The organism is Bradyrhizobium sp. HKCCYLRH2015, assembly GCF_051168215.1.
Lineage (GTDB): Bacteria > Pseudomonadota > Alphaproteobacteria > Rhizobiales > Xanthobacteraceae > Bradyrhizobium.
In genome coordinates this window covers 562,565-588,177 of record NZ_JBNPUO010000005.1, presented here as the reverse complement: position 1 = coordinate 588,177, position 25,613 = coordinate 562,565, and the positions used below count along the sequence as shown (strand labels likewise).

The window sequence follows — 25,613 nt, the reverse complement described above, 5'->3', positions numbered from 1 at the left end:
CCACCCCAACTTGCCAAAAACCCACAACAGTTGAGCCTCGCAATATGCGGAAGCTGAACCGGACAGCCGTGGGCTTGACCCGGGCATCCACGCCCGTCCACGCCGCAGTGCCAAAGACGTGGATGGCCGGGTCAAGCCCGGCCATGACGGTGAGTGTGGAGCGGGCTTCGTGCCCTACAGCTTGATCCCCAGCCGTGCCGCGGCCTGCGACACGTACTTCTGGGTCTGCTCGAACGCACCCTGCAGCGCTCGCGCCTTCGACATGTCGCTGATCTCTTGGAAATGCGCGGCGACCGCGTCCGGCGTCCACTCCTCCGGCGGCAAATTGATGCCCTCGCTCTCCAGGATCCTGATCACCGCGAACGAGCCCGCACCCGCCCCCATGATGGTGCGCGTGGGCGCGTCCTCGCTGAGCAGATACTCCACCGCAGGCGTGATCGATTCCGGCTTCATCAGCTCCAGCGCCTGCGGCGGCAGCAGCTCCTCGGTCATGCGCGTGGCCGCGGTCGGCGAGATGATGTTGACGCGGATGTTGGTCTTGCGGCCCTCTTCCGCCAGCACGTTCATCAGGCCGACCATGCCGGTCTTCGCCGCGCCGTAATTGGCCTGGCCGAAATTGCCGAACAGGCCGGAGGACGAGGTCGTCATGACGATGCGGCCGTAGTTGCGCTCGCGCATGCCGTTCCACACCGCCTTGCAGCAGTAGAAGGTGCCGACCAGATGCACGTCCAGCACCTTGGCGAAATCCGCCACCTCCATCTTGGCGAACGACTTGTCTCTGAGGATGCCGGCATTGGCGCACATGATGTCGACGCTGCCCCACTCCTTGGTGGCGCGCTCGACCATCGCCGTGACCTGCTCGAAATTCGAGACGTCGGCGCCGTCGGCCATCGCGGTGCCGCCGGCCTTGCGGATCTCCTCGACCACCGTCTCGGCAGCGGTCATCGAGCCGCCGGTGCCATCGCGCGCGCCGCCGAAATCATTGACCACGACCTTGGCGCCGCGGCTCGCCAGTCCCAGCGCATGCGCGCGTCCGAGACCATTGCCTGCGCCGGTAACGATGGCGACGCGTCCGTCAAATCTGATTGCCATGATCTTTTCCTTCAGTGAGGTCGTCATGCCCGGGCCTGACCCGCCTGCGGGGCCGAAGCCCCTTCGGCGCGGCGAAGGCCCGGGCATCCATCCACTTCGAAAGACTCTCAGTCTTGATGGATCGCCGGGTCACGCCCGGCGATGACGATGGGTGGGTTGTGACGAAGATTGTTAGCTCAGATAGATCAGCCCGATCCAGTCGGCGACCAGCGCGGGCTTGTCTTCGCCCTCGATCTCGACCGTGACATGGGTGCGCGACTGCAACTCCTTCGGCTTGCGCAGCGTGGCTTCCGCCAGCACGAAGCGGCCGCGCACGCGTTTTCCCGATTTCACCGGCGAGATGAAGCGCAGCTTGTCGAAGCCGTAGTTGACGCCCATCGCCGTGCCCTCGATCGCCGGCATGACCTCGTAGGACATCACCGACAGCAGCGACATGGTGAGGAAGCCGTGCGCGATGGTCGTGCCGAACGGCGTCCCCTTGGCCTTCTCCGGATCGACGTGGATGAACTGATGATCCTCAATGACATCGGCATAGGTGTCGATGCGCTTCTGATCGAGCACGTGCCATGACGACACGCCGATCTCCCGGCCGACCATGGCCTGGTAGGCTTCAAGCGAAATCGGCGGCTTCTTCCAGATCTGGTTCATGCGTTTCCTACACCTCGTGCCCGGACGGCCTGGTCTTCAGCTCCGGGAAATCCTCTTCCTTGAACTCCGTGCCGCGCAGATGATCCGTGCGGTTGTTCTCGTGCTCCAGCCGGCGCAACTGCACGCGGCGGATTTTTCCGGAGATCGTCTTCGGCAGCTCGCTGACCAGCTCGAGCCGGCGGATCCGCTTGAACGGCGCGAGCCGCGCCTGCAGATGCGCGAAGATCGACAGCGCCGTCGCGCGCGAGCGCTCCGCGCCGGAGGTCAACAGCACGTAGGCTTTCGGGATCGCAAGCCTGATCGGATCAGGGCTTGGCACCACGGCGGCCTCGGCGACCGCCTCGTGCTCCAACAACACGCTCTCCAACTCGAACGGCGAGATGCGGTAGTCGGACGATTTGAACACGTCGTCGGAGCGGCCGACGAAGGTGAGGTAGCCCTCATCGTCCCGGAACACGACGTCGCCAGTGCGATAGCGCGTGCCGTCGGCGCCGGACAGCTTGCCGTCGTCGCCCTGATAGCCCTGCATCAGCCCGGCCGGGCGCTCGCCTGACAGCGCCAGCGTGATCTCGCCCTCGCTTGCCAGATTGCCGTCGATGTCGGCGACCTCGACGCGATAGCCCGGCAGCGGCCGGCCCATCGAGCCGATCTTCAATTTCTGGCCCGGCGAGTTACCGACGATCGCGGCGGTCTCGGTCTGGCCATAGCCGTCGCGGATCGTCAGCCCCCAGGCGGCGCGCACCTGATCGATGACTTCCGGATTGAGCGGCTCGCCGGCGCCGCAGGCCTCGCGCAGGCTGACCTTGAAGTCGGCGAGATGCTCCTGGATGAACAGCCGCCACACCGTCGGCGGCGCGCACAGCGTGGTGACGCCGCAACGTTTGATGATCGCGAGCAGCCCCTTGGCGTCGAAGCGCGGCTGGTTGACGACGAACACTGTCGCGCCGGCATTCCACGGCGAGAAGAAGCAGCTCCAGGCATGCTTGGCCCAGCCCGGGGAGGAGATGTTGAGATGCACGTCGCCCGGCTGCAGGCCGAGCCAGTACATCGTGGAGAGATGGCCGACCGGGTAGCTGCGATGGCTGTGCCGCACCAGCTTCGGCTTGGCCGTGGTGCCCGAGGTGAAATAGAGCAGCATCGGATCATCCGGCTGCGTCGGCCCATCCGGAGTGAACGCCTCGGCCGTATCAGCCGCCTGCTCGAACGGCAGCCAGCCGGCAGGTGCCGCCGGCGCGCCGACGACGATGCGGACGAGATCATCGGCGCCGAGTTCGGCGAACTTCGCCACCTGATCCTGCGCGGCGACGACGGCTTTCGCGCGGCCGCGCTCGAGGCGATCACGCAACTCGTCGGTGGTCAGCAGTGTGGTCGCGGGGATCACGACGACGCCGAGCTTCATCGCCGCCAGCATGGTCTCCCACAGCGGCACGACGTTGCCGAGCAGCAGCAGCAGATGGTCGCCGCGTTTCAGCCCCTGCGCGCGCAGGAAATTCGCAACCTGGTTGGAGCGGCGCGACAGCGCGGCAAAGGACAGCTTGGTCTGGCGGTCCTGCGCGGCATCGAAGATCCATAACGCCGTGCGGTCGCGGCTCTCCGGATCGGATGCAAGCTCGGTATCGAACCAGTCGAGCGCCCAGTTGAAGGGCACCGGATCGGGCCAGCGAAAACCCTTCACCGCGGCATCGTAGTCGGTGCGATGCGCCAGCAGAAACGCGCGTGCGTCCTTGAATGTCGTCATCAGGTGGTCCCGGCGAGCTTGCGGACGTGCTGAATGATCCCGGAGAAATCGACGCCACCATGGCCGGCGGCCTCGAACGCCTTGTAGATCTCCTGCGCGCGCTGCCCGAGCGGCGTCGCCGCGCCGGCGGCCTTGGCGGCGTCCTGCGACAGCGTGAGATCCTTCAGCATCAGCGCGGTCGCGAAGCCGGGCTTGTAGTCGTTGTTGGCGGGCGAGGCCGGCACCGGGCCCGGCACCGGGCAATAGGACGTCAGCGACCAGCACTGGCCCGACGAGGTCGAGGCGACGTCGAACAGCGCTTGATGCGACAGGCCGAGCTTTTCGCCTAGCGCAAAAGCCTCGCTGACCGCGATCATCGAAATGCCCAGGATCATGTTGTTGCAGATCTTGGCCGCCTGACCGGCGCCGGCGCCGCCGCAATGGACGATCTTCTTGCCCATCTTCTCCAGGATCGGCTGGGCTGCGGCGAACGCGCCCTCCTCGCCGCCGCACATGAAGGTGAGCGTCGCGGCCTTGGCGCCGCCGGTACCGCCCGACACCGGTGCATCGACGGCGGCGATGCCGTGCTTGGCGGCCAGCGCATGCGCGGCGCGCGCGCTCTCGACGTCGATGGTCGAGGAGTCGATGATGACAGCGCCCTTGGACATCGCCGGCACGACCTCGTTCCAGACCGCCAGCACATGCTTGCCGGCCGGTAGCATGGTGACGACGGCGTCGGCGCCTTTGGCCGCCGCGACGGCGCTGTGGGCGATCTCGGCGCCATCGGCCTTGGCCTGCGCACGCGAGGCTTCGACCAGATCGAATGCCACCACCTTGTGGCCGGCCTTGACCAGGTTGGCGGCCATCGGGCCGCCCATGTTGCCGAGGCCAATGAATGCGATCGTTGCCATGGTTCGTTCTCTCCCCTCGACCTGATTGTTATCTCGTTTGCGGAAATGCCAGCTCGTCGGCGCCGATCTCAGCGAGATAGCGCGCCAGCATCTCCGGCGTCACCTGATCGACATCCGGCGGCGACCATTTGGGATTGCGGTCCTTGTCGATGATCGCGGCGCGGACGCCTTCGCGAAAGTCGTCGCTGCGGAACACTTCGAGTGCCGCACGATACTCGCGCACCAGGCATTCCTCCAGCGACGCCGCTCCGCGCGCCAGCCGCAGCAGCTTGAGCGTCACGACCATGCCGCGCGGCGACTTCTCCTTGAGCGTCTTCTGCGTCGCCAGCGCCAGCTCCGATCCATCCGCGTCCAGCGCCGCGAAGATGTCGTGCATGCTGTCCTGGGCAAACCAGGCGTCGATCTTGGCCTGCTGCGCAGCCACCGGCCCGGCCGTCTCGTCCGTTGCGAAGCCCGCGATCAGCCGATCGATCTCGATCGACAGCGTGCCCGGCCGGACCTTGGTCAGAACCTCGCGCAGCGCCGGCCAGCTCGAAGTCGGCACGACGGCATCGGCAAAGCGCGCATGGATCGCATCGGGCCCGTTCATGGTCTGCCCGGTCAGGCCGAAATAGGCGCCGAGTTCGCCCGGCGCGCGCGATAACAGCCAGGTGCCGCCGACGTCGGGAAAGAAGCCGAGGCCGACCTCGGGCATCGCAAGCTTCGTTTTCTCGGTCACGATGCGGTGGCGGCCATGCGCCGACAGGCCGACGCCACCACCCATCACGAGCCCATCCATGTAGGCGACATAGGGTTTTGGGAACGCCGCGATGCGCGCGTTCATGATGTATTCCTGACGCCAGAACACCTTGCCAAGGTCGCCATTCACCTTCGAGCTTTCATAGAGCCCGCGAATGTCGCCGCCCGCGCAAAGTCCCCGCTCGCCCGCGCCTTCCAGCACGACAACCGCGACGGCCGGATCGACCTCGAACTGATCCAGCGCGGCGTCGATGCCCATCGACATCTCCAGCGTCATCGCATTGATCGCCTTCGGCCGGTTCAGCCGGATGATGCCGGCCGAGCCCTCGCGGCGGACGATCAGGTCGCCTTCGAGGACCTCGCTCATCGCGCGGCCTCGATCAGCTTGCGCGACACGATCAGCCGCATGATCTCATTGGTGCCTTCGAGGATCTGGTGTACGCGCAGGTCACGCACGATCTTCTCGATGCCGTATTCGCTCAAATAGCCGTAGCCGCCATGCAGCTGCAGCGCCTGGTTGGCGACCTCGAAGCCGACATCGGTGCCGAAGCGCTTGGCCATTGCGCACAGCATGGTCGCGTCAGCATCCTTGCGGTCGAGCGCGGCCGCCGCACGCCAGACGAAGGTGCGCGCCGCCTCCAGCTCGATCGCCATGTCGGCGATGCGAAACTGCAGCGCCTGGAATTCGTCGAGCCGCTTGCCGAACGCCTTGCGCTCTTTCGTATAGGCCAACGTCTTGTCGAGCGCCGCCTGCGCACCACCGAGCGAGCACGCGGCAATGTTGAGGCGGCCGCCGTCGAGCCCGGCCATCGCGATCTTGAAGCCGATGCCCTCCTCGCCCAGCCGGTTGGCGACCGGCACGCGCGCATTCTCGAAGATCACGGCGCGGGTCGGCTGCGCATTCCAGCCCATCTTGCGTTCATTGGCACCGAACGACACGCCGGGGGTATTGGCGTCGATCACCAGCGTCGAGATGCCGCCGGGACCGTCTGCTCCCGTGCGCACCATTGCGACCAGGATGTCGGTCGCGCCCGCGCCGGAGATGAACTGCTTCTGCCCATTGAGCACATAGTCGTCACCGTCCCGCACCGCGCGCGTGCGTAGCGCCGCCGCATCGGAGCCAGCGCCCGGCTCGGTCAGACAATAGCTCGCGATCAGGTCCATGGCGCAGAGCTTCGGCAGGTAAGCCTGGCGCTGCGCCTCGGTGCCGAAGGTGTCGATCATCCACGAGGCCATGTTGTGGATCGAGATGAAGGCCGAGACCGTGGGGCAGCCGGTCGCCAGCGCCTCGAAGATCAGCGCCGCGTCGAGCCGGGTCAGGCCGGAGCCGCCGACATCGTCGCGAATGTAGATGCCGCCCATGCCAAGGCTTGCGGCCTCGCGCATCACGTCCACCGGAAAATGCTTCTCCTCGTCCCAGCGCAGCGCATGCGGGGCGATCTTCTCCGCGGCGAAGGCGCGCGCCATGTCGCGCACCGCGATCTGATCCTCATTGAGAGCGAACTGCATTCGTTCTCCGCGTTTCCTTAGATTTGTTGTTTGGCTTTGGCGCTGCTCCGAACTCCGTCATTGCGAGCGTAGCGACTTGTCCGCCGAAGCCTCTGGGCGGAGACGGAAGCAATCCAGAATCTTCCCGCGGAGGCAGTCTGGATTGCTTCGTCGCTTCGCTCCTCGCAATGACGACGGCGAGAGTCCATCAAGGACCCTCAACTCACTTCATCAGCGGGATCGAGAACTCCGCGCCTTCCTTGACGCCGGACGGCCAGCGCGAGGTCACCGTCTTGGTCTTGGTGTAGAAGCGGATCGAATCCGGGCCATGCTGGTTGAGATCGCCGAAGCCGGACTTCTTCCAGCCGCCGAAGGTGTAATAGGCGATCGGCACCGGGATCGGCACATTGATGCCGACCATGCCGACATTGACCTTGGCCGCGAAGTCGCGGGCCGCGTCGCCGTCCCGAGTGAAGATCGCAACGCCGTTGCCGTAATCATGCTCGGACGGCAGCGCCAGCGCCTCGGCATAGTCCTTGGCGCGCACGACCGACAGCACGGGTCCGAAGATCTCTTCCTTGTAGATCCGCATGTCCTTGGTGACGTTGTCGAACAGGCAGCCGCCCATGTAGAAGCCGTTCTCGTAGCCCTGCATCTTGAAGCCGCGACCGTCGACGGCGAGCGTCGCGCCCTCCTTGACGCCGATCTCGACATAGTTCTTGACGCGCTCGACCGCCTCGCGGGTCACCAGCGGGCCGAAATCGGCCGACGGATCGACGGATGTGCCGATCTTGAGGCTTTCGACGCGCGGGATCAGCTTATCCATCAGCCGGTCCGCCGTGGTCTTGCCGACGGGCACCGCGACCGACACCGCCATGCAGCGCTCGCCGGCCGAGCCGTAGCCGGCTCCGATCAGCGCGTCGACGGCCTGGTCGAGATCGGCGTCGGGCATGATGATGGCGTGATTCTTGGCGCCGCCGAAGCACTGGCAGCGCTTGCCGTGGGCGGCGGCGCGCTCATAGATGTACTGCGCGATCGGCGACGAGCCGACGAAGCCGATCGCCATGATGTCCGGATCCTCGAGGATGGCGTCGACCGCCTCCTTGTCGCCGTTGATGACGTTGAGGATGCCCGGCGGCAGACCGGCCTCGATCATCAGCTCGGCGAGCTTCATCGGCACGCCCGGATCGCGCTCCGAGGGCTTCAGGATGAAGGCATTGCCGCAGGCGATGGCAGGGGCGAACTTCCACATCGGAATCATCGCCGGGAAATTGAACGGCGTGATGCCGGCAACGACACCGAGCGGCTGGCGCATCGAATAGATGTCGATGCCGGGTCCGGCGCCTTCCGTGTACTCGCCCTTCATCAAATGCGGAATGCCGCAGGCGAACTCGACGACTTCGAGGCCGCGCTGGATATCGCCCTTGGCGTCCGGAACGGTCTTGCCGTGCTCACGCGCGAGCAACTCGGCGAGCTGGTCATAATCGCGCTGGGCGAGTTCCAGAAACTTCATCATCACGCGCGCGCGGCGCTGCGGATTGGTGGCGGCCCAGGCCGGCTGCGCCGCCTTGGCGTTCTCGACCGCAGCCCGGAGCTCGGCGCGCGAGGCCAGCGCGACCTTGGCCTGAACATCGCCGGTCATGGGCTCGAAGACATCGGCCGTCCGTCCGGACGTGCCCTTGACCTCTTTGCCGCCAATGAAATGACCGATCGAACGCATGGGGTATCCTCCGCAGGGTAAGCAGTGCCGATTTGGCCGGCATCTTGCAGTCTTTGCGGCGTTTGGGAAGGGTCTAGGCGCTCATCGGCGCTGCGAAAATGCAGCCCCTTCGCTCGGTCGGCACGGTCACGGCAGACCCCGCGACGTGCAGCGTGCCGCGTCCGGCATCCAACCCAATGCGAGGGATCAGCGCTTTGCGGCGGCCGTCTTCTTCGCAGGCCTGTTCGCGGGCGTCCGCGCGGGGGATTTCCCCGCCGGTCCGCCGCCACTGGCGACGGCCAGCGCCACCTCGCGCCCGGAGCTCAGAATATCGTCGGACAATTCGCCGCTGCCGGTCAGTCGCGCCATCACGAGCGTCCCCGTCAGCGTCGCAAGCATCGCCGAAGCGCGCTTTCGCGCCGTCCTGGCCGGAACGTCGACGATGTACTCGGCGAACAGGTCGATCAGCTCTTCCAGCTTCGCGGCAAAAGCCTTGCGGGTCTTGGCGCTCTCACGGGCGATTTCCGCCCCGAGCGCAGGAACCGCGCAGCCGTGACCGACATCGTCACGATGCCCCGCGGACAGATAGCCATCGACGATCGCCGCAAGCCGCTTCTGCGGCGGCAACTGGTCCAGCAGCTTGCGCCAATGCTCCATCGAACGGTCGATCGCATAACCGAACGCCTCCACCACCAGCGCCTCGCGCGAATCGAAATGCGCGTAGAAGCCGCCGTGAGTCAGTCCGGCCTCCTTCATCAGGTCGGCAACCCCGACGCCGTGAGCGCCGCGCTCGCGCAGCCGCACCGACGCCTTGCGCACGATCCGCGCGTGGGTTTCCGCCTTGTGTTCCGGAGAGTAGCGCATTGCCGTCCCATTGAATGTCTGCGGTCATACTATAACAGTTCTGCGTCCTGCTCGCTGCAGCTATTTGATGAATTCGAGTTGATCTAAATCAACTTCGCTGGCCTGATTTATTCCCGACACACCCCTGTTGCCCAGGAACCCGACGAGGACGACGATGGACATGCTCAATTCCCACTGCGGCGTGAGTCGTGACGGCCGCGGCGTGGTCCGGCTGACGATCTGCAATGCCGGCCCGCTCAACATTCTCGGTTCGGCGGCGATTCTCGACGTGGAAGCCGGCCTGCAATCACTCGCCTCCGATGCCGGCATTCGCGTTCTCGTTTTGGCCGGCGAAAGCGGGAAGAGCATGATCGGCGGCGCCGACATCAAGGAGATGGCGACGCTGGACCAGGCGTCGGCGGAAACGTTCATCTCGCGACTTGCCGGGCTCTGCGAAGCGGTGCGACATTTTCCTGTCCCCGTGATCGCGCGGATGCCGGGGTGGTGCCTGGGTGGCGGATTGGAGGTCGCAGCAGCCTGCGATATCCGCGTCGCGGGGCATGATGCCAAGTTCGGCATGCCCGAGGTGCGTGTCGGCATCCCGTCGGTCATTCATGCCGCGCTGTTGCCACGTCTCATCGGCTGGGGCCGCACGCGCTGGCTGCTGATGACCGCCGAGACGATCGACGCGCCGACCGCGCTCGCCTGGGGCCTCGTCGATGCCGTCGCCGCCGAGGGAGAACTCGACATCGCGGTCGAGAAGGCCGTGGCATCCCTGCTCGCCTGCGGCCCCGAAGCGCTGCGGACTCAGAAGGCCCTGCTGCGTCAATGGGAGGAGCTGCCGCTGAAGGAGTCGGTCGAGATATCGATCGGCGCCTTCGGACGGTCGTTCCTGACCGATGAGCCAAAACGGCTGATGCAACATTTCATCGACCGCAAGCGATAGCAATTTCCTCCAAGTCTCGGCTCTCGGAGCCCGGCAGTCTTGCGCCAGCTTCACGATGGTTCAGCAGGGATAGCCGGGGTTTCCTTTTGCGAGACGCTATTATATGATGGTCATCATCTTTTATCAGGGAGCCTGTCATGGCCTCATCCGATTCCGTCGTGATCCTGTCCGCCGCCCGCACTCCGTTGGGCCGTTTCATGGGCGAATTGTCACCGCTGAGTGCGAACAAGCTCGGCGCGCACGTGATCGGATCGGCGCTCGAACGCGCCACCGTCTCGCCCGATGCGGTCCAGGAGGTGTTCATGGGCAACGTACTATCGGCCGGCCAGGGCCAGGCTCCGGCACGGCAGGCCGCGCGCGGTTCCGGCCTGCCGGACGCCACGGGCGCCACCACGATCAACAAGGTCTGCGGCTCCGGCATGAAGGCGACGATGTTGGCGCTCGACATCATTCGGGCGGGCTCCGCCGAGATCGTCGTATCAGGCGGCATGGAGAGCATGAGCAACGCGCCGTATCTGCTGACCAAGGCGCGCGGCGGCTATCGTGCCGGCCACGACCGGATCCTCGATCACATGATGCTGGATGGCCTGGAGGACGCCTATGAGACCGGACGCTCGATGGGCGATTTCGGCGAGGCCACGGCCGAGGCCTATCAGTTCACCCGCGCCGACCAGGATGCCTACGCCATCGAGACGCTGACGCGTGCGCGCAAGGCGGTCGAAGGCGGGGCATTCAAGGCCGAGATCGCCCCGATCACGATCGTCGAGAAATCCGGCCCCCGCCTGGTCGTCAATGACGAGCATCCGCTGAAGGTCGATCCGGCGAAGATCCCGGCACTGAAGCCGGCGTTCCGCAAGGATGGCACGATTACGCCCGCGGCGTCCTCCGCGAATGCGGATGGTGCTGCGGCACTCGTGCTCGCCACGCGATCGCGTGCCGACCGCGACGGGCTGCCTGTCCTCGCGGAGATCAAGGGCCACGCCACGCACAGCCAGGAGCCGCAATGGTTCACGACGGCGCCGATCCCGGCGATCCGGAAGCTGCTCGACAAGGTCGGCTGGCAGGTCGAGGATGTCGACCTGTTCGAGATCAACGAGGCGTTTGCGGTCGTCGCCATGGCCGCGCAGCGCGACCTCAGCATTGCGCGCGACCGGCTGAACGTCAACGGCGGCGCCTGCGCACTGGGCCATCCGATCGGCGCCACCGGCGCGCGGCTGATCGTGACGCTGGTGCATGCGATGCAGGCCCGTGGACTGAAGCGCGGTGTCGCCGCGCTATGCATCGGCGGCGGCGAGGCGACGGCGATCGCGCTCGAGCGACCGTGATGTCCTGAATCGAGGGAACTTAGCCATTTATGTCGTCGACGCGTCCTGGCAAAATGGGCGCAATCCTCATCGGACTGAGAAGCACATGATCTCGAACCGGCTCGCGGCAGCACTCGCACGGCGCAACATCCACTATGGCTGGGTCATGGTGGCCGTAACATTCTTTACGGCCCTGGTGTCGGCCGGCACGGTGGGGGCGCCGGGCGTGTTCATCGTGCCCCTCCAGCAGGAGTTCGGCTGGAGCACCGCCGAGATCTCCTCGGCACTCTCCATCCGCTTCGTGCTGTTCGGGCTGATGGCCCCGTTCGCCGCCGCCTTGCTCAACCGCTATGGCCTGCGCAACATCACGTTGCTGGCCCAACTGATCGTGGTCACTGCGCTGCTTTCGTCGTTGGCGATGAGCCAGGTCTGGCACCTCGTGCTGCTGTGGGGCGTCGTGATCGGCATCGGCACTGGCATGACCGCCTTGGTGCTGGGCGCGACCATCGCCACGCGCTGGTTCGTCGCGCGTCGCGGCCTCGTGGTCGGGGTTCTCACCGCCAGCGTCGCCACCGGACAGCTGGTGTTCCTGCCGCTGCTCGCCAGCCTCACCGAGCGGCTCGGCTGGCGCGTCGCGCTTGCGCTCGTCTGCATCGCGCTCGGCGTGTCCGCGACCGCCGTGCTGCTCTTGATGCGCGACCGGCCGAGCGACCTTGGCCTGCGCCCGTACGGCGACAAGGGCACCGAGCCGATCGCAACGCCCGCGCTCGTCACGACGCCGATCCTGACGGCTGCGCTCGGCACCCTCCGCGACGCGGCGCGCGCGCCCGTGTTCTGGATGCTGTTTGCGACCTTCTTCATCTGCGGCGCCTCGACCAACGGCCTCGTCCAGGTGCATCTGATCCCGATGTGCCTCGACTTCGGCATTCCGCAGGTGCAGGCCGCGAGCCTGCTCGCCGCGATGGGCATGTTCGACTTCGTCGGCACGATCGTCTCGGGCTGGCTGTCCGACCGCTACGACAATCGCTGGCTGCTGTTCTGGTACTATGGCCTGCGCGGCCTCTCGCTGCTCTTCCTGCCGTTCACGGACTTTTCGTTCTATGGCCTGTCGCTGTTCGCGATGTTCTACGGCCTCGACTGGATCGCCACCGTGCCGCCGACGGTGCGGCTGACGGCGCAGCGGTTCGGGCCCGAGCGGGCCAACCTGGTGTTCGGCTGGGTGTTCGCCGGACATCAGCTCGGCGCCGGCACCGCCGCATTCGGCGCGGGCCTGTCGCGCACGCTGTTGCAGAGCTATCTTCCGGCATTCTTCACCGCCGGCGCGCTCTGCATCGTCGCAGCCCTGCTCGCGCTCGCGATCGCGCGGCAGGCCAAGCCTGCCGCGGCGTGAGCTCACGGCCGCGTCGTCATCGCCGTCGGCGGCCCCGGCGTGCGCAGCGGCTCGGCGAGACGCGCGAACTCGCACAGCAGCGCGCGCGTCTTGCGGGGATCGATGATCTCCTCGACCCAGAACTTCTCGGCGGAGCGGAACGGCGAGCGCAGCTTGGTCAGCCGCTCCTCGATCTCCTTCAGCTTCGCCTTCGGATCAGGCGCGGCATCGATCTCGGCGCGATAGGCCGCCTCGATGCCACCCTCGAGCGGCAGCGAGCCCCAATGGGCCGACGGCCAGGCATAGCGGATCGAGAAGCGATCGGCCGGCTGATGCACGACGCCGGCGACGCCGAAATTGTTGCGCACGATCACCGTGCACCACGGCACCGTCGACTGGTTGACCGCGGCCATCGCGCGCACGCCGTGGCGGATGGTCGCCGCCTTCTCCGCCTCCAAACCGACCATGAAGCCCGGGCAATCCATCAGGTAGACGATCGGCAGATGGAAGGTCTCGGCGAAGTCGACCCAGCGGATCACCTTCTGGCAGGCGTCAGCGGTCCATGAGCCGCCGTAGTGATAAGGATCGCTCGCCAGCACCATCACCGCACGGCCTTCGAGCCGGGCGAGGCCGACGATGAGCGGGCGGCCGTAATTCTGTGACACCTCGAAGAACGAGCCGTTGTCGACGACGGACTCGATGATCGGGCGCATCTTGTAGACGCGACGGCGATCCCGCGGCACGGCGCTGATCAACTGATCGTCCGTGCGCTGCGGATCGTCGGTGCAGGGCAAGGTCGGCGGCAGCTCATGGACCGACGACGGCAAATAGGACAGGAAGCGGCGCGCGCAGGCGAACGCTTCCGCCTCAGTGTCGACCGCGTGGTCGACGCCGCCCGCCTTGGTCTGGATGTCGGCGCCGCCGAGCTCCATCTTGCCAAGGTCCTGGCCCAGCCGCTTCACCACCGGCGGACCGGCGACGAACATCGCCGACTGCCTGGTCATGACGGAGTAGTGGCTCGCCGCGAGTCGCGCTGCGCCCAGGCCGGCAACCGAGCCGAGGCCGAGCGCGACCACCGGGACCAGCGACATGTTCTCGGTCGTGTAGCGGTACCAGCGATTGCCGCCGATGCCGCCAGGCAGGTTCGCCGCGCCCTTGGTCTCGATGGTCTTGACCGAGCCGCCGCCGCCGGAGCCTTCGATGATGCGGATGATCGGCAGACGGAAGTCGTGCGCCATCTCCTCCGCCATCAGCGGCTTGGCGGCGATCGACGCATCGGCCGAGCCGCCGCGCACGGTGAAATCGTCACCGACCACGACCACGGTGCGGCCGTCGACGCGCGCGCGCCCGAACACGCAATTCGCAGGCGTGACGTGCTTGAGCTCGCCCTGCTCGTCATACTCGCCGAGGCCGGCGACCGCGCCGATCTCGTGAAAGCTGCCGGGATCGACGACCCCGTCGATGCGCTCGCGAACGGTGAGGCGGCCCTGGTCGTGCTGGCGCTTGACCTTGTCAGGCCCGCCCATCTCCCGCGCGAAGGCTTCGCGCCGGGCCAGTTCCTCGAGCTCCGGCTGCCAACTCATTCGTTCCCCCTGCCCCGGTGATGGTCTTGTTCTTATGGTTGGTCTTCGCGTTCACCTGGAGCGGTTTTCTGTCCATCCGGTTGTTGAAGACGTCGGCTTCGGCGCCCTGCAATAGCGCCGCGATGCTGCGGCCCAGCTCGCGCATCGGCTGGGCGACCTCGTCGTGCAGCCGCTGCTCGTCGTACATCGCCGACAACAGCCCGATCGTGAGCACGACATAGGTCTGGTATTGCGGCGACCACAGCGGCAGCGCAACGCCGTTGATGTGAGCACTCCACAGGCCGCAGGCCACGACGTAGCCGTGCTCCTTGAGAAACTGCCTGTTGTGCTCGAGGCGTGGCCGCAGCAGCTTGGCCGCGTCCGGCATCTCGCGCTCCATCTCGGCCAGCAGGGCGTCGCCGACCTCCGGCTCGAGCGCGGCGACATAGGCATGCCCGGCCGCGGTCGAGGCCATCGAGATGCGGCTGCCGGTGGTCTCATGCAGGCCGAGCGCGTTGGCGGCGCGGCCGAACTCGAGATAGACGAGGTGGAAGCGGTCGGGAATCACGAAGCCGACCGTTCCGGGCAACTGCTCGGCGACGTCCTGCAGCCGCTGCCGGATCAGATTGCGCAACTGCAAGCCGCGGGTCATCGACGTGCTCATCGCCACCGCGCTCGGGCCGATGCGGTATTTCTGATCGCGCGGCAGGTAGACCAGCTGGCCCATGCGCGTCAGCGTGTGCGTGAGCCGCGACACCGTCGACCGCGGCAGACCGCAGCGGTTGGAGATTTCGAGGTTGCCGAGCCGCGCCTCGTGCCCTTCGAAACAGCGAAGCACGTCGAACGCCCGCGACACCACCTGAATGACCTCGCCCTCGCCCGCGAGATCTCCGGGCAGCATGCTGCCCCTGCTCAATCGCTCAGACCGTCGTCCCATCCGTTTCCCACCAATTCCGTCATGCGGAATGATATTCCGCTTATCGAACAAGCTAGCCCAGCCATTTTGCCGTCACAACAGTAGACCGTCTCTAAAAGCCACCGTTCTTCAGCGTGTTGGCACAAGACTCGACGCCCTCGCACAATCGGCAGCGGGATGCGGGAGTAACGATCATCGCCGGTTCCAAATGGCGGTACCGGAGCGCTGGCTTTCGATCGGCATCCCCTCCTGCGCGTGGCAACACCGGGCGGTCATCACGCCCGCGAGCCCGCTCAAACGGTGGGCAGCGGCAACATTTGACCAGCCTTGCGACAAGTGTGGGCTGGCTGCGCCCTCGCGGCTGCGACATAACCGGCGCGAGACCTTGTTCCCGCCGAGCTTCCGATGACCACCCACCCGACGCCGATCAGAAATCCTCAGCATTGGGCGACGGCCGCCATGCCGCCGCTGCAGCGCTTCCTGTCCGCATGCCATGCCGACTTCTGGCCCGATCATGACGGCGCCGTCGCGAACTACATCCCCGAGCTCGGCAAGGCCGACCCGTCGCATTTCGGCATCAGCCTCGCCACGCTCGACGGCCACATCTACGAGGTCGGCGACAGCCGTGTGCCGTTCACGATCCAGTCGATGTCGAAGCCGTTCGTGTTTGCGCTCGCGCTCGATGCGCTCGGCTCCGACGAGGTCGAGCGCGTGATCGGGGTCGAGCCGTCGGGCGATCCCTTCAATTCGATCCGGCTCAATGCGCAGAACCATCCGTTCAATCCGATGGTCAATGCCGGCGCGATCGCCTGCAGCGGCCTGATCCGCAAGGCACGGCACGACGACGCCTTCGATACCATCCGCGACGCGCTCGGCCGCTTCGCAGGCCGCGAGCTCGATGTCGACGACGCGGTGTTCGCATCGGAAGCCGCCACCGGCGATCGCAACCGCGCGATCGCCTATCTGCTGCGGACGTCGGAGGTCATCAGGGAGCCTGTCGACGAGGTGCTCGCGGTCTACTTCCGACAATGCGCCGTGCTCGTCACCGCGCGCGACTGCGCGATCATGGCGGCGACGCTCGCCAATCGCGGCGTCAATCCGGTCACCGGCGAGCAGGTGGTGACGCCCTATGCGGTGTCGCGCACGCTGTCGGTAATGACCTCCTCGGGCATGTATGACTTCGCCGGCGAGTGGATCTACCGCGTCGGCATTCCCGCCAAGAGCGGCGTGGGCGGCGGCATCCTGGCAAGCCTGCCGGCGCGGCTCGGCCTCGGCAGCTATTCGCCGCGGCTTGACGGCCACGGCAACAGCGTGCGCGGCATCAAGGTCTGCGACGCGCTGTCGGCGCATTACGGCCTGCACATGCTCAACCGCTCCGACGATGCGCGCACCACGATCATCGCCGACTACGACATCGGCGCCAGCCCGTCGCGGCGCAGCCGCCGCGCCCAGGAGCGCACCATCCTCGCCGCGCATCCCGACGCGGTGCGCGTGCTCGAGCTGGTCGGCACGCTGTCCCTCTCCAACGTCGACTACGTCTCGCGCCAGCTTGCGGCGGGCACGCGACCGCAATTCGTCATCGTCGACCTCCATCGCGTCACCGCGATGACGCAAGCCGGCCTGCGCCTGCTCTCCGAGCTGTTTCACGAGCTGGCCGACTTTCACGTCACCGTCGTGCTGTCGGGCATCCGCCGCAGCTCGCCGGAATGGCAGGAGATCGCGGCCCGCACCGGCGACATCAAGAACGTGCGCGACTTCTACCTGCTCGACACCGCGATCGAATGGGCCGAGGACCAGATCGTCTATCGCTATGGCGGGGCGATCGACTTCCTCGAAACCACCGAGCTCGCCGAGCAGCCGCTGCTTGCGGGGATCACCGAAGACGAGCGCCACGAGCTCGCGGCGCTCGCAACCATCCGGCACTATCAGCAGGGCGAACGCATCCTGGCGGCCGGCGATGTGGCGGCCTCGCTGTTCTTCCTGCGCTCCGGCGTCGTCCACGTCACCCTGCCCGACGGCATCCGGTTGGCGACGCTGACGGCAGGGCAATGCTTCGGCGAGATGGCGTTGCTTGAGCCCGTGCGCTCCGCCGACGTCGTCGCTGATTTCTCCGCCACCGCCTTCGAGATCTCGCTGGTGGATTTCGAACGTTTCCGCGTGCGACATCCGAAAGCCGGCGAGCGCATCATGCGCAATCTCGCGCAACTGCTGGCCGAGCGTCTGACAATCGCCAATGCGCGGCTCAACCTGCTCGCGGCAGACTGATTTCGCTGCATCGGCCTTCGTCATCGACGTGTCGCACGCGCCGAAGCAGACAAATACTCAAGGTTGCATTTCACAGTAGTTAGTAGTTCCGGTCGATATCTTTCATCACTCGTATTTGTACGGGCTCGCCCAAACGTTACCGGGACTCGGTCGCAGGACAACCATAAGCGAGCCCAATTCGCGCCGCATTACCCGACGATGTTCTGAACCGTCGATGAACGCCGAGTGGGGACTCGCAAAGCGGACATCGAAGTGGGGTGTTCCGAGTAAAATTCCAGCCGACGTAGCGTGTGTAATTGCGCCACGGAGAGTCGTGTCCAGTGTCCAGGGAGGAAACGGCATGAAGGAAGCCACTAAGAGGGCAACGTCGGAGGCACTCGCGCATATGCTGGCGGTGACGTCCATGATCGTCATCGCCAGCGTCCTGTTCTACGGGCGATGAAGGGCTGTCTGGAGGTTCTGCGTCGCAGTTTCTTCATCGCCCGTAGGTAGGGTTGTGAGCTTGATTGCTCACGCGAACGACCGAGTTGAGTTGCGTTTGAGTTAGTGAGCGTAGCGTAACAGTATTGCGTCAATCGCGCGGCGATCCGGGTCGGGACGAATTTGTGATGCGTATCGTCCCGCCTCGGCCGCCCGCGGTCGACCTCTCCCGACGTCGCCCTGTTTTCCATCATCATTTGGCTTTCCCGAAGTAAGGCACGATGCCGCCCGCGAAGGTGACGAAGCGGGCTGTGACGGGATCGCCGATCGCAAGTTCGTGGTCGCCATGGGCCATGATGCGAAAGCCCTCGCGCATATCCACCAGCACGATGTTGTAGGGCACGTGCGCGCGCGTCTCCGGCGTCGCCGCGCGGCACACGAGTGATGCCGCATAGATGGTGCCTTCACCCGTCGCCGCGTGGTCGGTCAGCGCAAGCGAGCCGCAGGCCGCGCAGAAGTCGCGGCGGAAATACTGCAGGTGGGCGCAGCACGCGCAGCGCTGAAAGCGAATCGCTGCAACACCCCTGGTCCAGTCCGCCGATTCGCTCATCGCACACGCTCCCAGAACATGCTGACATGCGACGACAGCACGCCGCCATCGCCGTGCAGCAGCGCCAGCTCTGCTTCGCGGACCTGGCGAGGTCCGGCGCGCCCCGTCATCTGCAGATGCGCTTCGCTCAGATGCGCCATGGCGCCGCCGACGCCGCAATGGCCGTAGCTCAAGAGGCCGCCATGGGTGTTGAGCGGCACGGCGCCGTCGCGGCCGAAATGACCGGCCCTGACCCGCGCCGCCGCCTCGCCGCGGCCGGCCAGGCCAAGATCCTCGAGCAGCATGCAGAGCGTGATGGTGAAGCTGTCATAGACGGCGGCGTAGTCGACGTCCTTGATGTCCACACCCGCTGCTGCCTTCGCCTTCGCGATCGCAATCTCGGCGCCGAGCGCGCTCAGGGCCGGCGCCGCCGTGACGTGCTGATGCGTGTGCGCCTGGGCGCAGCCGCGCACGCGCACCGCCGTCGCTCCGGTCGGCTCGCGGCTGATGATGATGGCGGCGCCGCCGTCGGAGACCGGACAACAGTCGAGCAGCTTCAGCGGCCGCGCGACCGGCTTCGATGCCATGACGTCGGCCACCGTGATGGACTCGTGAAATTGCGCACCGGGATGATCCAGCGCGTGCGTCCGCATCAGGACGGCGAACTCCGCGAGATCCTGTTCGGTGACGCCGTATTCGTGCATGTAGCGCGAGGCGACGAGGCCGTAATAGGCAGGGATCGTCGGCCCGAGCGGCAACTCATAGTCGGGATGGCCGACTTGCGCCAGCGCCTGGATCGAGGCGTCGCGGCTCTGCCCGGTCAGGCGGTTCTCGCCGGCGACGACGAGCATGTGTCTGACGACGCCGGCTTCGACCAGATGATGCGCCAGCATCACCATCGCGAGGCCGGTGGCGCCGCCGACCTGCACGGCGTGGGCATAGGAGGGCGTGATGCCGAAATGCTCGGCGAACACGGTGGCAAGCATGATGTGCGGCGACACCGTGGAATAGCCGCACAGGATGCCGTCGATGTCACGCCGTGTCAGCCCGGCATCGTCGAGCGCAAGCTGCGCGGCCAGGCTCATCAGGTCGAGCGAGGAGCGGCCGTCGTGACGGCCGAACGAGGTGAGGCCGGTGCCGGTGATGTAGGTCATCGTGCCACTCGCTCCCCCGTCATTCCGGGGCATCGCGCAGCGATGAACCCGGAATCTCGAAATGAGAGACGATCGTGCACGACAAGCTCGAGATTCCGGGTTCGCGACTTCGTCGCGCCCCGGAATGACGAGGTCTGACGTACAGAGTCTATTTTTGATCGAGGACGATGCTCCGAGGACAACTGCGCTCCCCTCCCCCTTGCGGGGAGGGGTTGGGGGTGGGGGTAGCCACACAACGAGTCTTTGTGGGGTACCCCCCTCCCTGCCCCTCCCCCACAAGGGGGGAGGGAATGCTGGCATTGTGCGTCCATCACGCCTGCGTTCGCCATCTCAGTGCAATTCATCCTCAATACGATTTCGGCAGGCCGAGGACCTTTTCGGCGATGAAGCTCAGGATCAGTTGCGGGCTGATTGGGGCAATGCGGGGGATCAGGGATTCGCGCAGGTAACGTTCGACGTGGTACTCGCGCGCGTAGCCGAAGCCGCCGTGAGTCATCACCGCCTGCTCGCAGGCGTGGAAGCCGGCCTCTGCAGCGAGATATTTGGCGGCGTTCGCCGCTGGCCCGCACGCCATGCCCTGGTCATATTGCCAGCCGGCCTGCAGCACCATCAGCCAGGCCGCCTCCAGCTCCATCCAGTTCTTGGCCAGGGGATGCTGGATGCCCTGGTTCTGGCCGATCGGGCGGTTGAACACGTTGCGCGTCCGCGCATAGGCTGACGCGCGCGACAGCGCGAGCTGGCCGAGGCCGACGGCTTCGGCCGCGATCAGGATTCGCTCCGGGTTCATGCCGTGCAGGATGTAGTCGAAGCCCCGGCCCTCCTCGCCCAGCCTATCCTCGACTGGAATTTCAAAATCCTCGAAGAACAGCTCGTTGGAGTCGACCGGCTTGCGGCCCATCTTCTCGATCTCGTGCACCTTGATGCGGCCGCGATCGAAATCGGTGTAGAACAGGCTGAGCCCATGGGTCGGGCGCTGCACCTCCTCGAGCGGCGTGGTCCGCGCCAGCAGCAGGATCTTCTCGGCGACCTGCGCGGTCGAGATCCACACCTTCTGGCCGTTGACGATGTAGCGGTCGCCCTTGCGCACGGCGCGCGTCTTGAGCTGTGTGGTGTTGAGGCCGGTGTTCGGCTCGGTCACGGCGAAGCACGCCTTCTCGCTGCCATCGACGATGCGCGGCAGCATCCGCGCGCACTGCTCTTTGGTCCCGAACACGACGACCGGATTGAGCCCGAACACATTCATGTGGATCGCCGAGGCACCGGACATGCCGGCGCCCGATTCCGCGATGGTCCGCATCATGATCGCGGCATCGAGGATGCCGAGACCGGAGCCGCCATACTCCTCGGGAATGCAGATGCCGAGCCAGCCGGCCTCGGCCAGCGCCTTGTGGAAGTCGGCGGGAAAACCGCCCTCCTTGTCCTTCTTCAGCCAGTAGGCGTCGTCGAAGCGCGCGCAGATTTTGGCCACCGCATCACGGATCGATTCCTGGTTGGCGGAGAGCGCGAAATCCATCGTCTCACTCCCTGGCAGGCGCCGGCGTGGTCACGCCGTCGCGGATCATCGCGGCGATCTCCTCGTCCGAGAAACCAAGCTCGTGCAGGATCTGCGCGCCATGCTCGTTCGGCCGCGCCGCCAGACGCTGCGGCTCGGCCTTGGTCTCGGACCAGGTCGCGGAAACGCGGGTGCTGCGGATCGGGCCTTCGGTCGGATGTTCGACCACGGGAAAGAAATCGGTCGCCACGAGGTGCGGATCGTTCAGCAGGCTTTCGAGATCGTGCATCGGCATCACCGGAATGTCCGCCTTGTCCAGCAGCGCGGTCCATTCCGCCGTGGTGCGCGTCTGGAAGATGCGCGCGAGCTCGGCATAGACGATGTCGATGTTGGCGGCGCGACGGGCGAAGCTGTTGAAGCGGTCATCAGCCCGCAGGTCGGTGCGGCCGGATGCCGCGAAGAATGCGTCCCATTGCTTGTCGTTGTAGACGATCACGCAGATGTGGCCGTCGGCGGTCTTGTAGGGCCGGCGGTCCTGCGACAGATGCCGGGCGTAGCCGCCGCGGTCCAGCGGCGGCTCATAGGTGAGACCGCCCATGTGATCGCCCATGATGAAGGCCGACATGGTCTCGAACATCGGCACGTCCAGGCGCTGGCCGCGGCCGGTGCGGTCGCGATGCACAAGGCTGGCGCAGATTGCGCCGACCGCCGTCAGGCCGACGATGCGGTCGACCAGGGCATTCGGCACATAGCGCGGCGTGCCGTCGCCGGCGACGGCCATCAGGTGAGACAGCGCCGCCCCGCCCTGGATCAGGTCGTCATAGGCCGGCTTGGCCGCATAAGGTCCGTTCTGGCCGAAGCCGAACACGCCGGCATAGACCAGCCGTGGATTCAGCGCGGCGACCACCTCGTAGCCGAGGTTCAGCCGTGCCATCGCCTGCGGACGGATGTTGTAGAGCAGGACGTCGGCATCCTTGACCATGCGCAGCACGGCTTCCCGTCCCGCCGGCTTCTTGAGGTCGAGGCAGATCACGCGCTTGCCGCGGTTGGTGTTGAGGGTCACCGGCCCCATGCCGGGATGACGCCAGGGGCCGATCTTGCGGGTGACGTCGCCGTCGGGTGATTCCACCTTGATCACGTCGGCGCCGTAGTCGCCGAGCGTCTGGGCGGCATACGGCCCCATCAGCACGGTGGTCATGTCGATGACCTTGATGCCGGCAAGCGGTCCCATCGCGGCGTCAGCTCCCTCGTTCGTCGTTATGGACAGAGCTAACGGCACACCCGGTTCCGGGGCAAGCGGGCGCGCGCGTATGGGGCCATGCGTGGGATTGCGCCGTCGCAACATTCCGCCGCGCGGATCACTGCCGGACGCCCGCCGTTGCATCGCACCAGATGTTCCGTGCCAACACCTGCATTCTGCGATTCCCTTTCGCCGGGCAGCTGTGTCAGCATGGCAGTCCAACATCCAAAAAGACGATTGAGGGAGAACGCTGTCATGACGCTGTATCAGGGCAAATGCTTCTGCGGCACGGTCGAGCTCGAGGCCGATGGCGAGCCGGAGGCGATGGGTTATTGCCACTGCTCGTCCTGCCGCTCCTGGTCGGCCGGCCCCGTCAACGCCTTCACCTTGTGGAAGCCTTCGAACGTGCGGGTCACCAAGGGCGCGGAGGCGATCGGCACCTATCACAAGACCGACATGAGCCACCGCAAGTACTGCACCAAGTGCGGCGGTCATCTGATGACCGACCATCCGCCGCTCGGCATGATCGACGTCTATGCCGCGACCATTCCGACCTTGAAGTTCACGCCCGGCGTCCACGTGAACTACGCGGAGAGCGTGCTGCCCATCAAGGACGGCCTGCCGAAGCTGAAGGATTTTCCGGCCGAGTTCGGCGGCTCCGGCGAGATGATGCCGGAGTGAGCCAAGGTTCGCTTTCAACAGGCGGGCAAGCATCACCGGCCTCGCGACAGGATTTGTCCGAGCTCTGCTGATCGATGTGGCCCTCTCTTGAAAAAGAGGGCGCAGGGAAGGCCGGGTGCCGACTGGCACCCGTGGCCCCCGTGCGAAAGAAAGCACGGGGAGAGAACCACAGGTTCAGCCGGATCAACCCGGCCCTCCCTGCGCGATGGTCTTCACGCTTATTTCGCGCTCTCCTCGGTGCACCGGCTTTTGGCCACCGTCGCCCTTGGGCTCATCATCACCCGCAGGCTTGGCATCAGCGTCGGGATGCCGGGACCACGCGACTTCACGTCCGCAACCTGCCGTTCGTCCACGCGAGCCAAGCTGCGCTGCGACACGTCGCGGCCACCGCATCCCTGCCTCAACGTTCGTGACGATCGCGAAGCGCCCCTCGTGGCGAAGCAGGATGGCGGGAGTGAACCATACTTTCTGGAAAAGCGAAACAACTATATTTTTCGCTCAGGGACTGGACACGCCAAATCAGCTTGATCGCGCAGGCAAAATTCGCCGCTCGGCGCAACCACAGCCACCGTCATTCCGGGCAAGGCCGCAGGCCTTGAACCCGGAATCTCGATCTTGTCTTGCATCTCGTGCAAACAGCTCGAGATTCCGGGTTCAATCGTCAACACGCAAGCGCCTTGACGATTGCCCCGGAATGACACTGAGAGTGAGGTTGCCGCGGCGGAAAAGGCATTGTTGGCAAAGCCGCGTCCCGAAGACTTGTAGCGACATCGCCCGCCGGCGTGATCAGCTCAAATCGGGATACTCTCCGCCGCTCGCTGCGGCGCCAGCTCCGGCGCTGGATCAGGCGGCCGCGTGTCCAGCTCCTCGATCATGCCGCGCGCGATCTCGCGCTCGCCCATGATGACCATGTCGGCGCCGAGGGATCTGAGATGCTCGACCTCGGCATCGGAATGGGCGCGCGCCACGATGTGCAGCGCCGGATTGGCGGCGCGGGCCTGCTCGACGATCTGTCCGGCCTCGAACGCCTCGGGAATGGCAATGACGAGCGCATGTGCGCCGGCCAGATTCGTCGCCCGCAGCACGTTGCTGCGCGCGGCGTTGCCGGTGATGGTCTCGACACCCGCGCTCTTCAGCTGCTTCAGGATGTCCTCCGACGTTTCCACCGCAAGGAACGGATGCCCGCGCTGCTGCAGCGCCTCGCCGACGAGGCGTCCGACGCGGCCATAGCCGATGATGATCGTGTGCTCCGTCAGTTGCGTCACCGGGATCTCGGCCGGCGGTGTTGCTGAGGGCGTCGAGGCATCGGCGCGGCGGCGCTCCAGCCGGGGCATCAGCCAATCCAGCGCAGCGAACATCAGCGGATTGAGCATGATCGAGATGATGGCACCGGCGAGGATGAGATCGCGGCCCGCTTTCGGCAGCAGGTTCGAGGCGCCGCCGATCTCGGCGAGGATGAAGGAGAACTCGCCGATCTGGGCGAGGCTTGCGGAAATGGTCAACGCGGTCGAAGCCGGACGGCGGAACGCGATCACGATCAGGAAAGCGGCAACCGATTTGCCGAACAGAATGATGAACAAAGTGGCGAGCAGCGGCCAGGGCTCGCGGATCACGCTTCCCGGATCGAACAGCATGCCGGCGGAGACGAAGAACAGCACCGCGAAGGCATCGCGCAGCGGCAGCGATTCCTGCGCGGCGCGCTGGCTCAGCGGGGACTCGCCGAGCATCATGCCGGCGAAGAAGGCGCCGAGCGCGAGCGACACGCCGAACAGCTTTGTCGAGCCGAAGGCGACGCCGAGCGCGATTGCGAGCACCGCCAGGCGAAACAGCTCGCGCGAGCCGGTGTGGGCGATGTAGTGCAGGATCCACGGGATCAGGCGGCGGCCGACCAGCAGCATCACCGCCATGAACACGCCGATCTTGACGAAGGTCAGCAGCAGCACGCCGGTCAGCCCGAGCCCGAAGCGGGCGGCGAGTGGATCGGCGGCGGCGACGTCGCCATTGCCGTTCTGCAGGCTGGCAAAGGCCGGGATCAGCACCAGCGCCAGCACCATCGCGAGATCCTCGACGATGAGCCAGCCGACCGCGATGCGGCCGCGCTCGGTGTCCATCAGCCGGCGCTCCTGCATCGCGCGCAGCAGCACCACGGTGCTGGCGACCGAGAGCGCGAGACCGAACACGAGGCCCCCGCCGATCGACCAGCCCATCGCCCAGCTCAAGGCCATGCCCATCAGGGTCGCCACCGTGATCTGCACGATCGCGCCGGGCACGGCGATGGCGCGCACCGACATCAGGTCCTTGAGCGAGAAATGCAGGCCGACGCCGAACATCAGGAGAATGATGCCGAGCTCGGCGAGCTCGGTCGCCAGCGCCTGGTCGGCGACGAAGCCGGGCGTGAACGGACCGACGGCGACGCCGGCGAGGAGGTAGCCGACCAGCGGCGGGAAACGGAACCGCTGCGCGAGCGCTCCGAAGACGAAGGCCAGTCCAAGGCCGGCGACGATGGTCGCGATGAGGGGTGTGTCGTGCGGCATCTCAA

20 protein-coding genes are annotated in these 25,613 nt (G+C 66.0%); 5 read left to right on the top strand and 15 right to left on the bottom strand.

Annotated elements, in window-relative coordinates:
- Nucleotides 1-174: 174 nt before the first annotated feature.
- The 8 genes from ACQR1H_RS16505 to ACQR1H_RS16470 all read right to left on the bottom strand — a co-directional run bounded on the left by ACQR1H_RS16505 (nt 175) and on the right by ACQR1H_RS16470 (nt 9,157).
- Nucleotides 175-1,092: an SDR family NAD(P)-dependent oxidoreductase gene (locus ACQR1H_RS16505; protein WP_315803159.1), complete on the bottom strand. Its 918-nt coding sequence runs from the start codon at nt 1,090-1,092 to the stop codon at nt 175-177.
- Between the two features lie 171 nt (nt 1,093-1,263).
- A complete protein-coding gene (locus ACQR1H_RS16500) occupies nt 1,264-1,740 on the bottom strand; it encodes a MaoC family dehydratase (RefSeq protein ID WP_434899120.1) in 477 nt (158 codons plus the stop codon).
- Between the two features lie 7 nt (nt 1,741-1,747).
- Nucleotides 1,748-3,478, bottom strand: coding sequence for an AMP-binding protein (locus ACQR1H_RS16495; protein ID WP_434907860.1), 1,731 nt, complete (start codon nt 3,476-3,478; stop codon nt 1,748-1,750).
- Nucleotides 3,478-4,368 (bottom strand): 3-hydroxyisobutyrate dehydrogenase, encoded by an 891-nt coding sequence (mmsB, locus tag ACQR1H_RS16490; RefSeq protein ID WP_434907859.1) that lies wholly within the window; start codon nt 4,366-4,368, stop codon nt 3,478-3,480. The genes ACQR1H_RS16495 and mmsB overlap by 1 nt, the downstream gene beginning before the upstream one ends.
- A 28-nt stretch (nt 4,369-4,396) precedes the next feature.
- Entirely contained in the window at nt 4,397-5,473 is a 1,077-nt protein-coding gene (locus ACQR1H_RS16485) for an enoyl-CoA hydratase/isomerase family protein (protein ID WP_315803155.1), read from the bottom strand.
- Nucleotides 5,470-6,615 (bottom strand): isobutyryl-CoA dehydrogenase, encoded by a 1,146-nt coding sequence (locus ACQR1H_RS16480; RefSeq protein ID WP_434892520.1) that lies wholly within the window; start codon nt 6,613-6,615, stop codon nt 5,470-5,472. The genes ACQR1H_RS16485 and ACQR1H_RS16480 overlap by 4 nt, the downstream gene beginning before the upstream one ends.
- A gap of 202 nt (nt 6,616-6,817) precedes the next feature.
- Nucleotides 6,818-8,314, bottom strand: a complete 1,497-nt coding sequence (locus tag ACQR1H_RS16475) for a CoA-acylating methylmalonate-semialdehyde dehydrogenase (RefSeq protein WP_434893943.1) — start codon at nt 8,312-8,314, stop codon at nt 6,818-6,820.
- 186 nt (nt 8,315-8,500) lie between these two features.
- The gene (locus ACQR1H_RS16470) at nt 8,501-9,157 is read right to left on the bottom strand and encodes a TetR/AcrR family transcriptional regulator (protein ID WP_315803152.1); all 657 of its coding nucleotides are present in this window, start codon (nt 9,155-9,157) and stop codon (nt 8,501-8,503) included.
- A gap of 154 nt (nt 9,158-9,311) precedes the next feature.
- Between ACQR1H_RS16470 and ACQR1H_RS16465 the strand changes: the two genes are divergently transcribed.
- The 3 genes from ACQR1H_RS16465 (at nt 9,312) to ACQR1H_RS16455 (ending at nt 12,776) form a co-directional block, all read left to right on the top strand.
- Nucleotides 9,312-10,082: an enoyl-CoA hydratase gene (locus ACQR1H_RS16465; RefSeq protein WP_316183651.1), complete on the top strand. Its 771-nt coding sequence runs from the start codon at nt 9,312-9,314 to the stop codon at nt 10,080-10,082.
- A 137-nt stretch (nt 10,083-10,219) separates the two neighbouring features.
- Nucleotides 10,220-11,407, top strand: a complete 1,188-nt coding sequence (locus ACQR1H_RS16460) for a thiolase family protein (protein ID WP_434907858.1) — start codon at nt 10,220-10,222, stop codon at nt 11,405-11,407.
- Nucleotides 11,408-11,492: 85 nt separating this feature from the next.
- Complete coding sequence (locus ACQR1H_RS16455; RefSeq protein WP_434907857.1) at nt 11,493-12,776, top strand: MFS transporter; 1,284 nt, start codon at nt 11,493-11,495, stop codon at nt 12,774-12,776.
- A 2-nt stretch (nt 12,777-12,778) separates the two neighbouring features.
- On the opposite strand, the gene ACQR1H_RS16450 is transcribed toward ACQR1H_RS16455, so the two are convergent.
- Both ACQR1H_RS16450 and ACQR1H_RS16445 read right to left on the bottom strand, forming a co-directional pair.
- A complete protein-coding gene (locus ACQR1H_RS16450) occupies nt 12,779-14,338 on the bottom strand; it encodes an acyl-CoA carboxylase subunit beta (protein WP_315803148.1) in 1,560 nt (519 codons plus the stop codon).
- On the bottom strand, nt 14,268-15,254 hold the full coding sequence (locus ACQR1H_RS16445) for an IclR family transcriptional regulator (protein WP_315803147.1): 987 nt from the start codon (nt 15,252-15,254) through the stop codon (nt 14,268-14,270). Before ACQR1H_RS16445 ends, ACQR1H_RS16450 begins: the two co-directional genes overlap by 71 nt.
- A 384-nt stretch (nt 15,255-15,638) precedes the next feature.
- On the opposite strand from ACQR1H_RS16445, the gene glsA reads away from it, so the two are divergent.
- Nucleotides 15,639-17,498 (top strand): glutaminase A, encoded by a 1,860-nt coding sequence (glsA, locus tag ACQR1H_RS16440; RefSeq protein WP_434907856.1) that lies wholly within the window; start codon nt 15,639-15,641, stop codon nt 17,496-17,498.
- Nucleotides 17,499-18,171: 673 nt separating this feature from the next.
- Here the strand turns inward: glsA and ACQR1H_RS16435 are convergent.
- From ACQR1H_RS16435 to ACQR1H_RS16420, 4 genes are all read right to left on the bottom strand, one after another.
- Nucleotides 18,172-18,528, bottom strand: a complete 357-nt coding sequence (locus ACQR1H_RS16435; RefSeq protein WP_315803145.1) for a Zn-ribbon domain-containing OB-fold protein — start codon at nt 18,526-18,528, stop codon at nt 18,172-18,174.
- A complete protein-coding gene (locus ACQR1H_RS16430; protein ID WP_315803144.1) occupies nt 18,525-19,661 on the bottom strand; it encodes a thiolase family protein in 1,137 nt (378 codons plus the stop codon). Before ACQR1H_RS16430 ends, ACQR1H_RS16435 begins: the two co-directional genes overlap by 4 nt.
- 346 nt (nt 19,662-20,007) lie before the next feature.
- A complete protein-coding gene (locus tag ACQR1H_RS16425; RefSeq protein ID WP_315803143.1) occupies nt 20,008-21,174 on the bottom strand; it encodes an acyl-CoA dehydrogenase family protein in 1,167 nt (388 codons plus the stop codon).
- Between the two features lie 4 nt (nt 21,175-21,178).
- Entirely contained in the window at nt 21,179-22,384 is a 1,206-nt protein-coding gene (locus ACQR1H_RS16420; RefSeq protein ID WP_434907855.1) for a CaiB/BaiF CoA transferase family protein, read from the bottom strand.
- Between the two features lie 264 nt (nt 22,385-22,648).
- Here ACQR1H_RS16420 and ACQR1H_RS16415 point away from each other — a divergent pair, with 264 nt between their 5' ends.
- Nucleotides 22,649-23,074 carry a GFA family protein gene (locus ACQR1H_RS16415; RefSeq protein WP_011926088.1) on the top strand — a complete coding sequence of 142 codons (426 nt, stop codon included), beginning with the start codon at nt 22,649-22,651 and terminating at the stop codon, nt 23,072-23,074.
- A 791-nt stretch (nt 23,075-23,865) separates the two neighbouring features.
- On the opposite strand, the gene ybaL is transcribed toward ACQR1H_RS16415, so the two are convergent.
- On the bottom strand, nt 23,866-25,608 hold the full coding sequence (ybaL, locus tag ACQR1H_RS16410) for a YbaL family putative K(+) efflux transporter (RefSeq protein ID WP_434907854.1): 1,743 nt from the start codon (nt 25,606-25,608) through the stop codon (nt 23,866-23,868).
- Nucleotides 25,609-25,613 lie beyond the last annotated feature (5 nt).

What these genes read in the sequence shown, in the direction of transcription:
- ACQR1H_RS16470 (WP_315803152.1), bottom strand. Translation starts at nt 9,157, where the DNA reads ATGCGCTACTCTCCGGAACACAAGGCGGAAACCCACGCGCGGATCGTG.
- ACQR1H_RS16480 (WP_434892520.1), bottom strand. Translation starts at nt 6,615, where the DNA reads ATGCAGTTCGCTCTCAATGAGGATCAGATCGCGGTGCGCGACATGGCG.
- ACQR1H_RS16505 (WP_315803159.1), bottom strand. Translation starts at nt 1,092, where the DNA reads ATGGCAATCAGATTTGACGGACGCGTCGCCATCGTTACCGGCGCAGGC.
- glsA (WP_434907856.1), top strand. Translation starts at nt 15,639, where the DNA reads ATGACCACCCACCCGACGCCGATCAGAAATCCTCAGCATTGGGCGACG.
- ACQR1H_RS16460 (WP_434907858.1), top strand. Translation starts at nt 10,220, where the DNA reads ATGGCCTCATCCGATTCCGTCGTGATCCTGTCCGCCGCCCGCACTCCG.
- ACQR1H_RS16475 (WP_434893943.1), bottom strand. Translation starts at nt 8,314, where the DNA reads ATGCGTTCGATCGGTCATTTCATTGGCGGCAAAGAGGTCAAGGGCACG.
- ACQR1H_RS16445 (WP_315803147.1), bottom strand. Translation starts at nt 15,254, where the DNA reads ATGGGACGACGGTCTGAGCGATTGAGCAGGGGCAGCATGCTGCCCGGA.
- ACQR1H_RS16465 (WP_316183651.1), top strand. Translation starts at nt 9,312, where the DNA reads ATGGACATGCTCAATTCCCACTGCGGCGTGAGTCGTGACGGCCGCGGC.
- ybaL (WP_434907854.1), bottom strand. Translation starts at nt 25,608, where the DNA reads ATGCCGCACGACACACCCCTCATCGCGACCATCGTCGCCGGCCTTGGA.
- ACQR1H_RS16420 (WP_434907855.1), bottom strand. Translation starts at nt 22,384, where the DNA reads ATGGGACCGCTTGCCGGCATCAAGGTCATCGACATGACCACCGTGCTG.
- mmsB (WP_434907859.1), bottom strand. Translation starts at nt 4,368, where the DNA reads ATGGCAACGATCGCATTCATTGGCCTCGGCAACATGGGCGGCCCGATG.
- ACQR1H_RS16450 (WP_315803148.1), bottom strand. Translation starts at nt 14,338, where the DNA reads ATGAGTTGGCAGCCGGAGCTCGAGGAACTGGCCCGGCGCGAAGCCTTC.
- ACQR1H_RS16500 (WP_434899120.1), bottom strand. Translation starts at nt 1,740, where the DNA reads ATGAACCAGATCTGGAAGAAGCCGCCGATTTCGCTTGAAGCCTACCAG.
- ACQR1H_RS16430 (WP_315803144.1), bottom strand. Translation starts at nt 19,661, where the DNA reads ATGACCTACATCACCGGCACCGGCCTCACCTCGTTCGGCCGTCACGAC.
- ACQR1H_RS16485 (WP_315803155.1), bottom strand. Translation starts at nt 5,473, where the DNA reads ATGAGCGAGGTCCTCGAAGGCGACCTGATCGTCCGCCGCGAGGGCTCG.
- ACQR1H_RS16415 (WP_011926088.1), top strand. Translation starts at nt 22,649, where the DNA reads ATGACGCTGTATCAGGGCAAATGCTTCTGCGGCACGGTCGAGCTCGAG.
- ACQR1H_RS16425 (WP_315803143.1), bottom strand. Translation starts at nt 21,174, where the DNA reads ATGGATTTCGCGCTCTCCGCCAACCAGGAATCGATCCGTGATGCGGTG.
- ACQR1H_RS16435 (WP_315803145.1), bottom strand. Translation starts at nt 18,528, where the DNA reads ATGAGCGAATCGGCGGACTGGACCAGGGGTGTTGCAGCGATTCGCTTT.
- ACQR1H_RS16455 (WP_434907857.1), top strand. Translation starts at nt 11,493, where the DNA reads ATGATCTCGAACCGGCTCGCGGCAGCACTCGCACGGCGCAACATCCAC.
- ACQR1H_RS16495 (WP_434907860.1), bottom strand. Translation starts at nt 3,478, where the DNA reads ATGACGACATTCAAGGACGCACGCGCGTTTCTGCTGGCGCATCGCACC.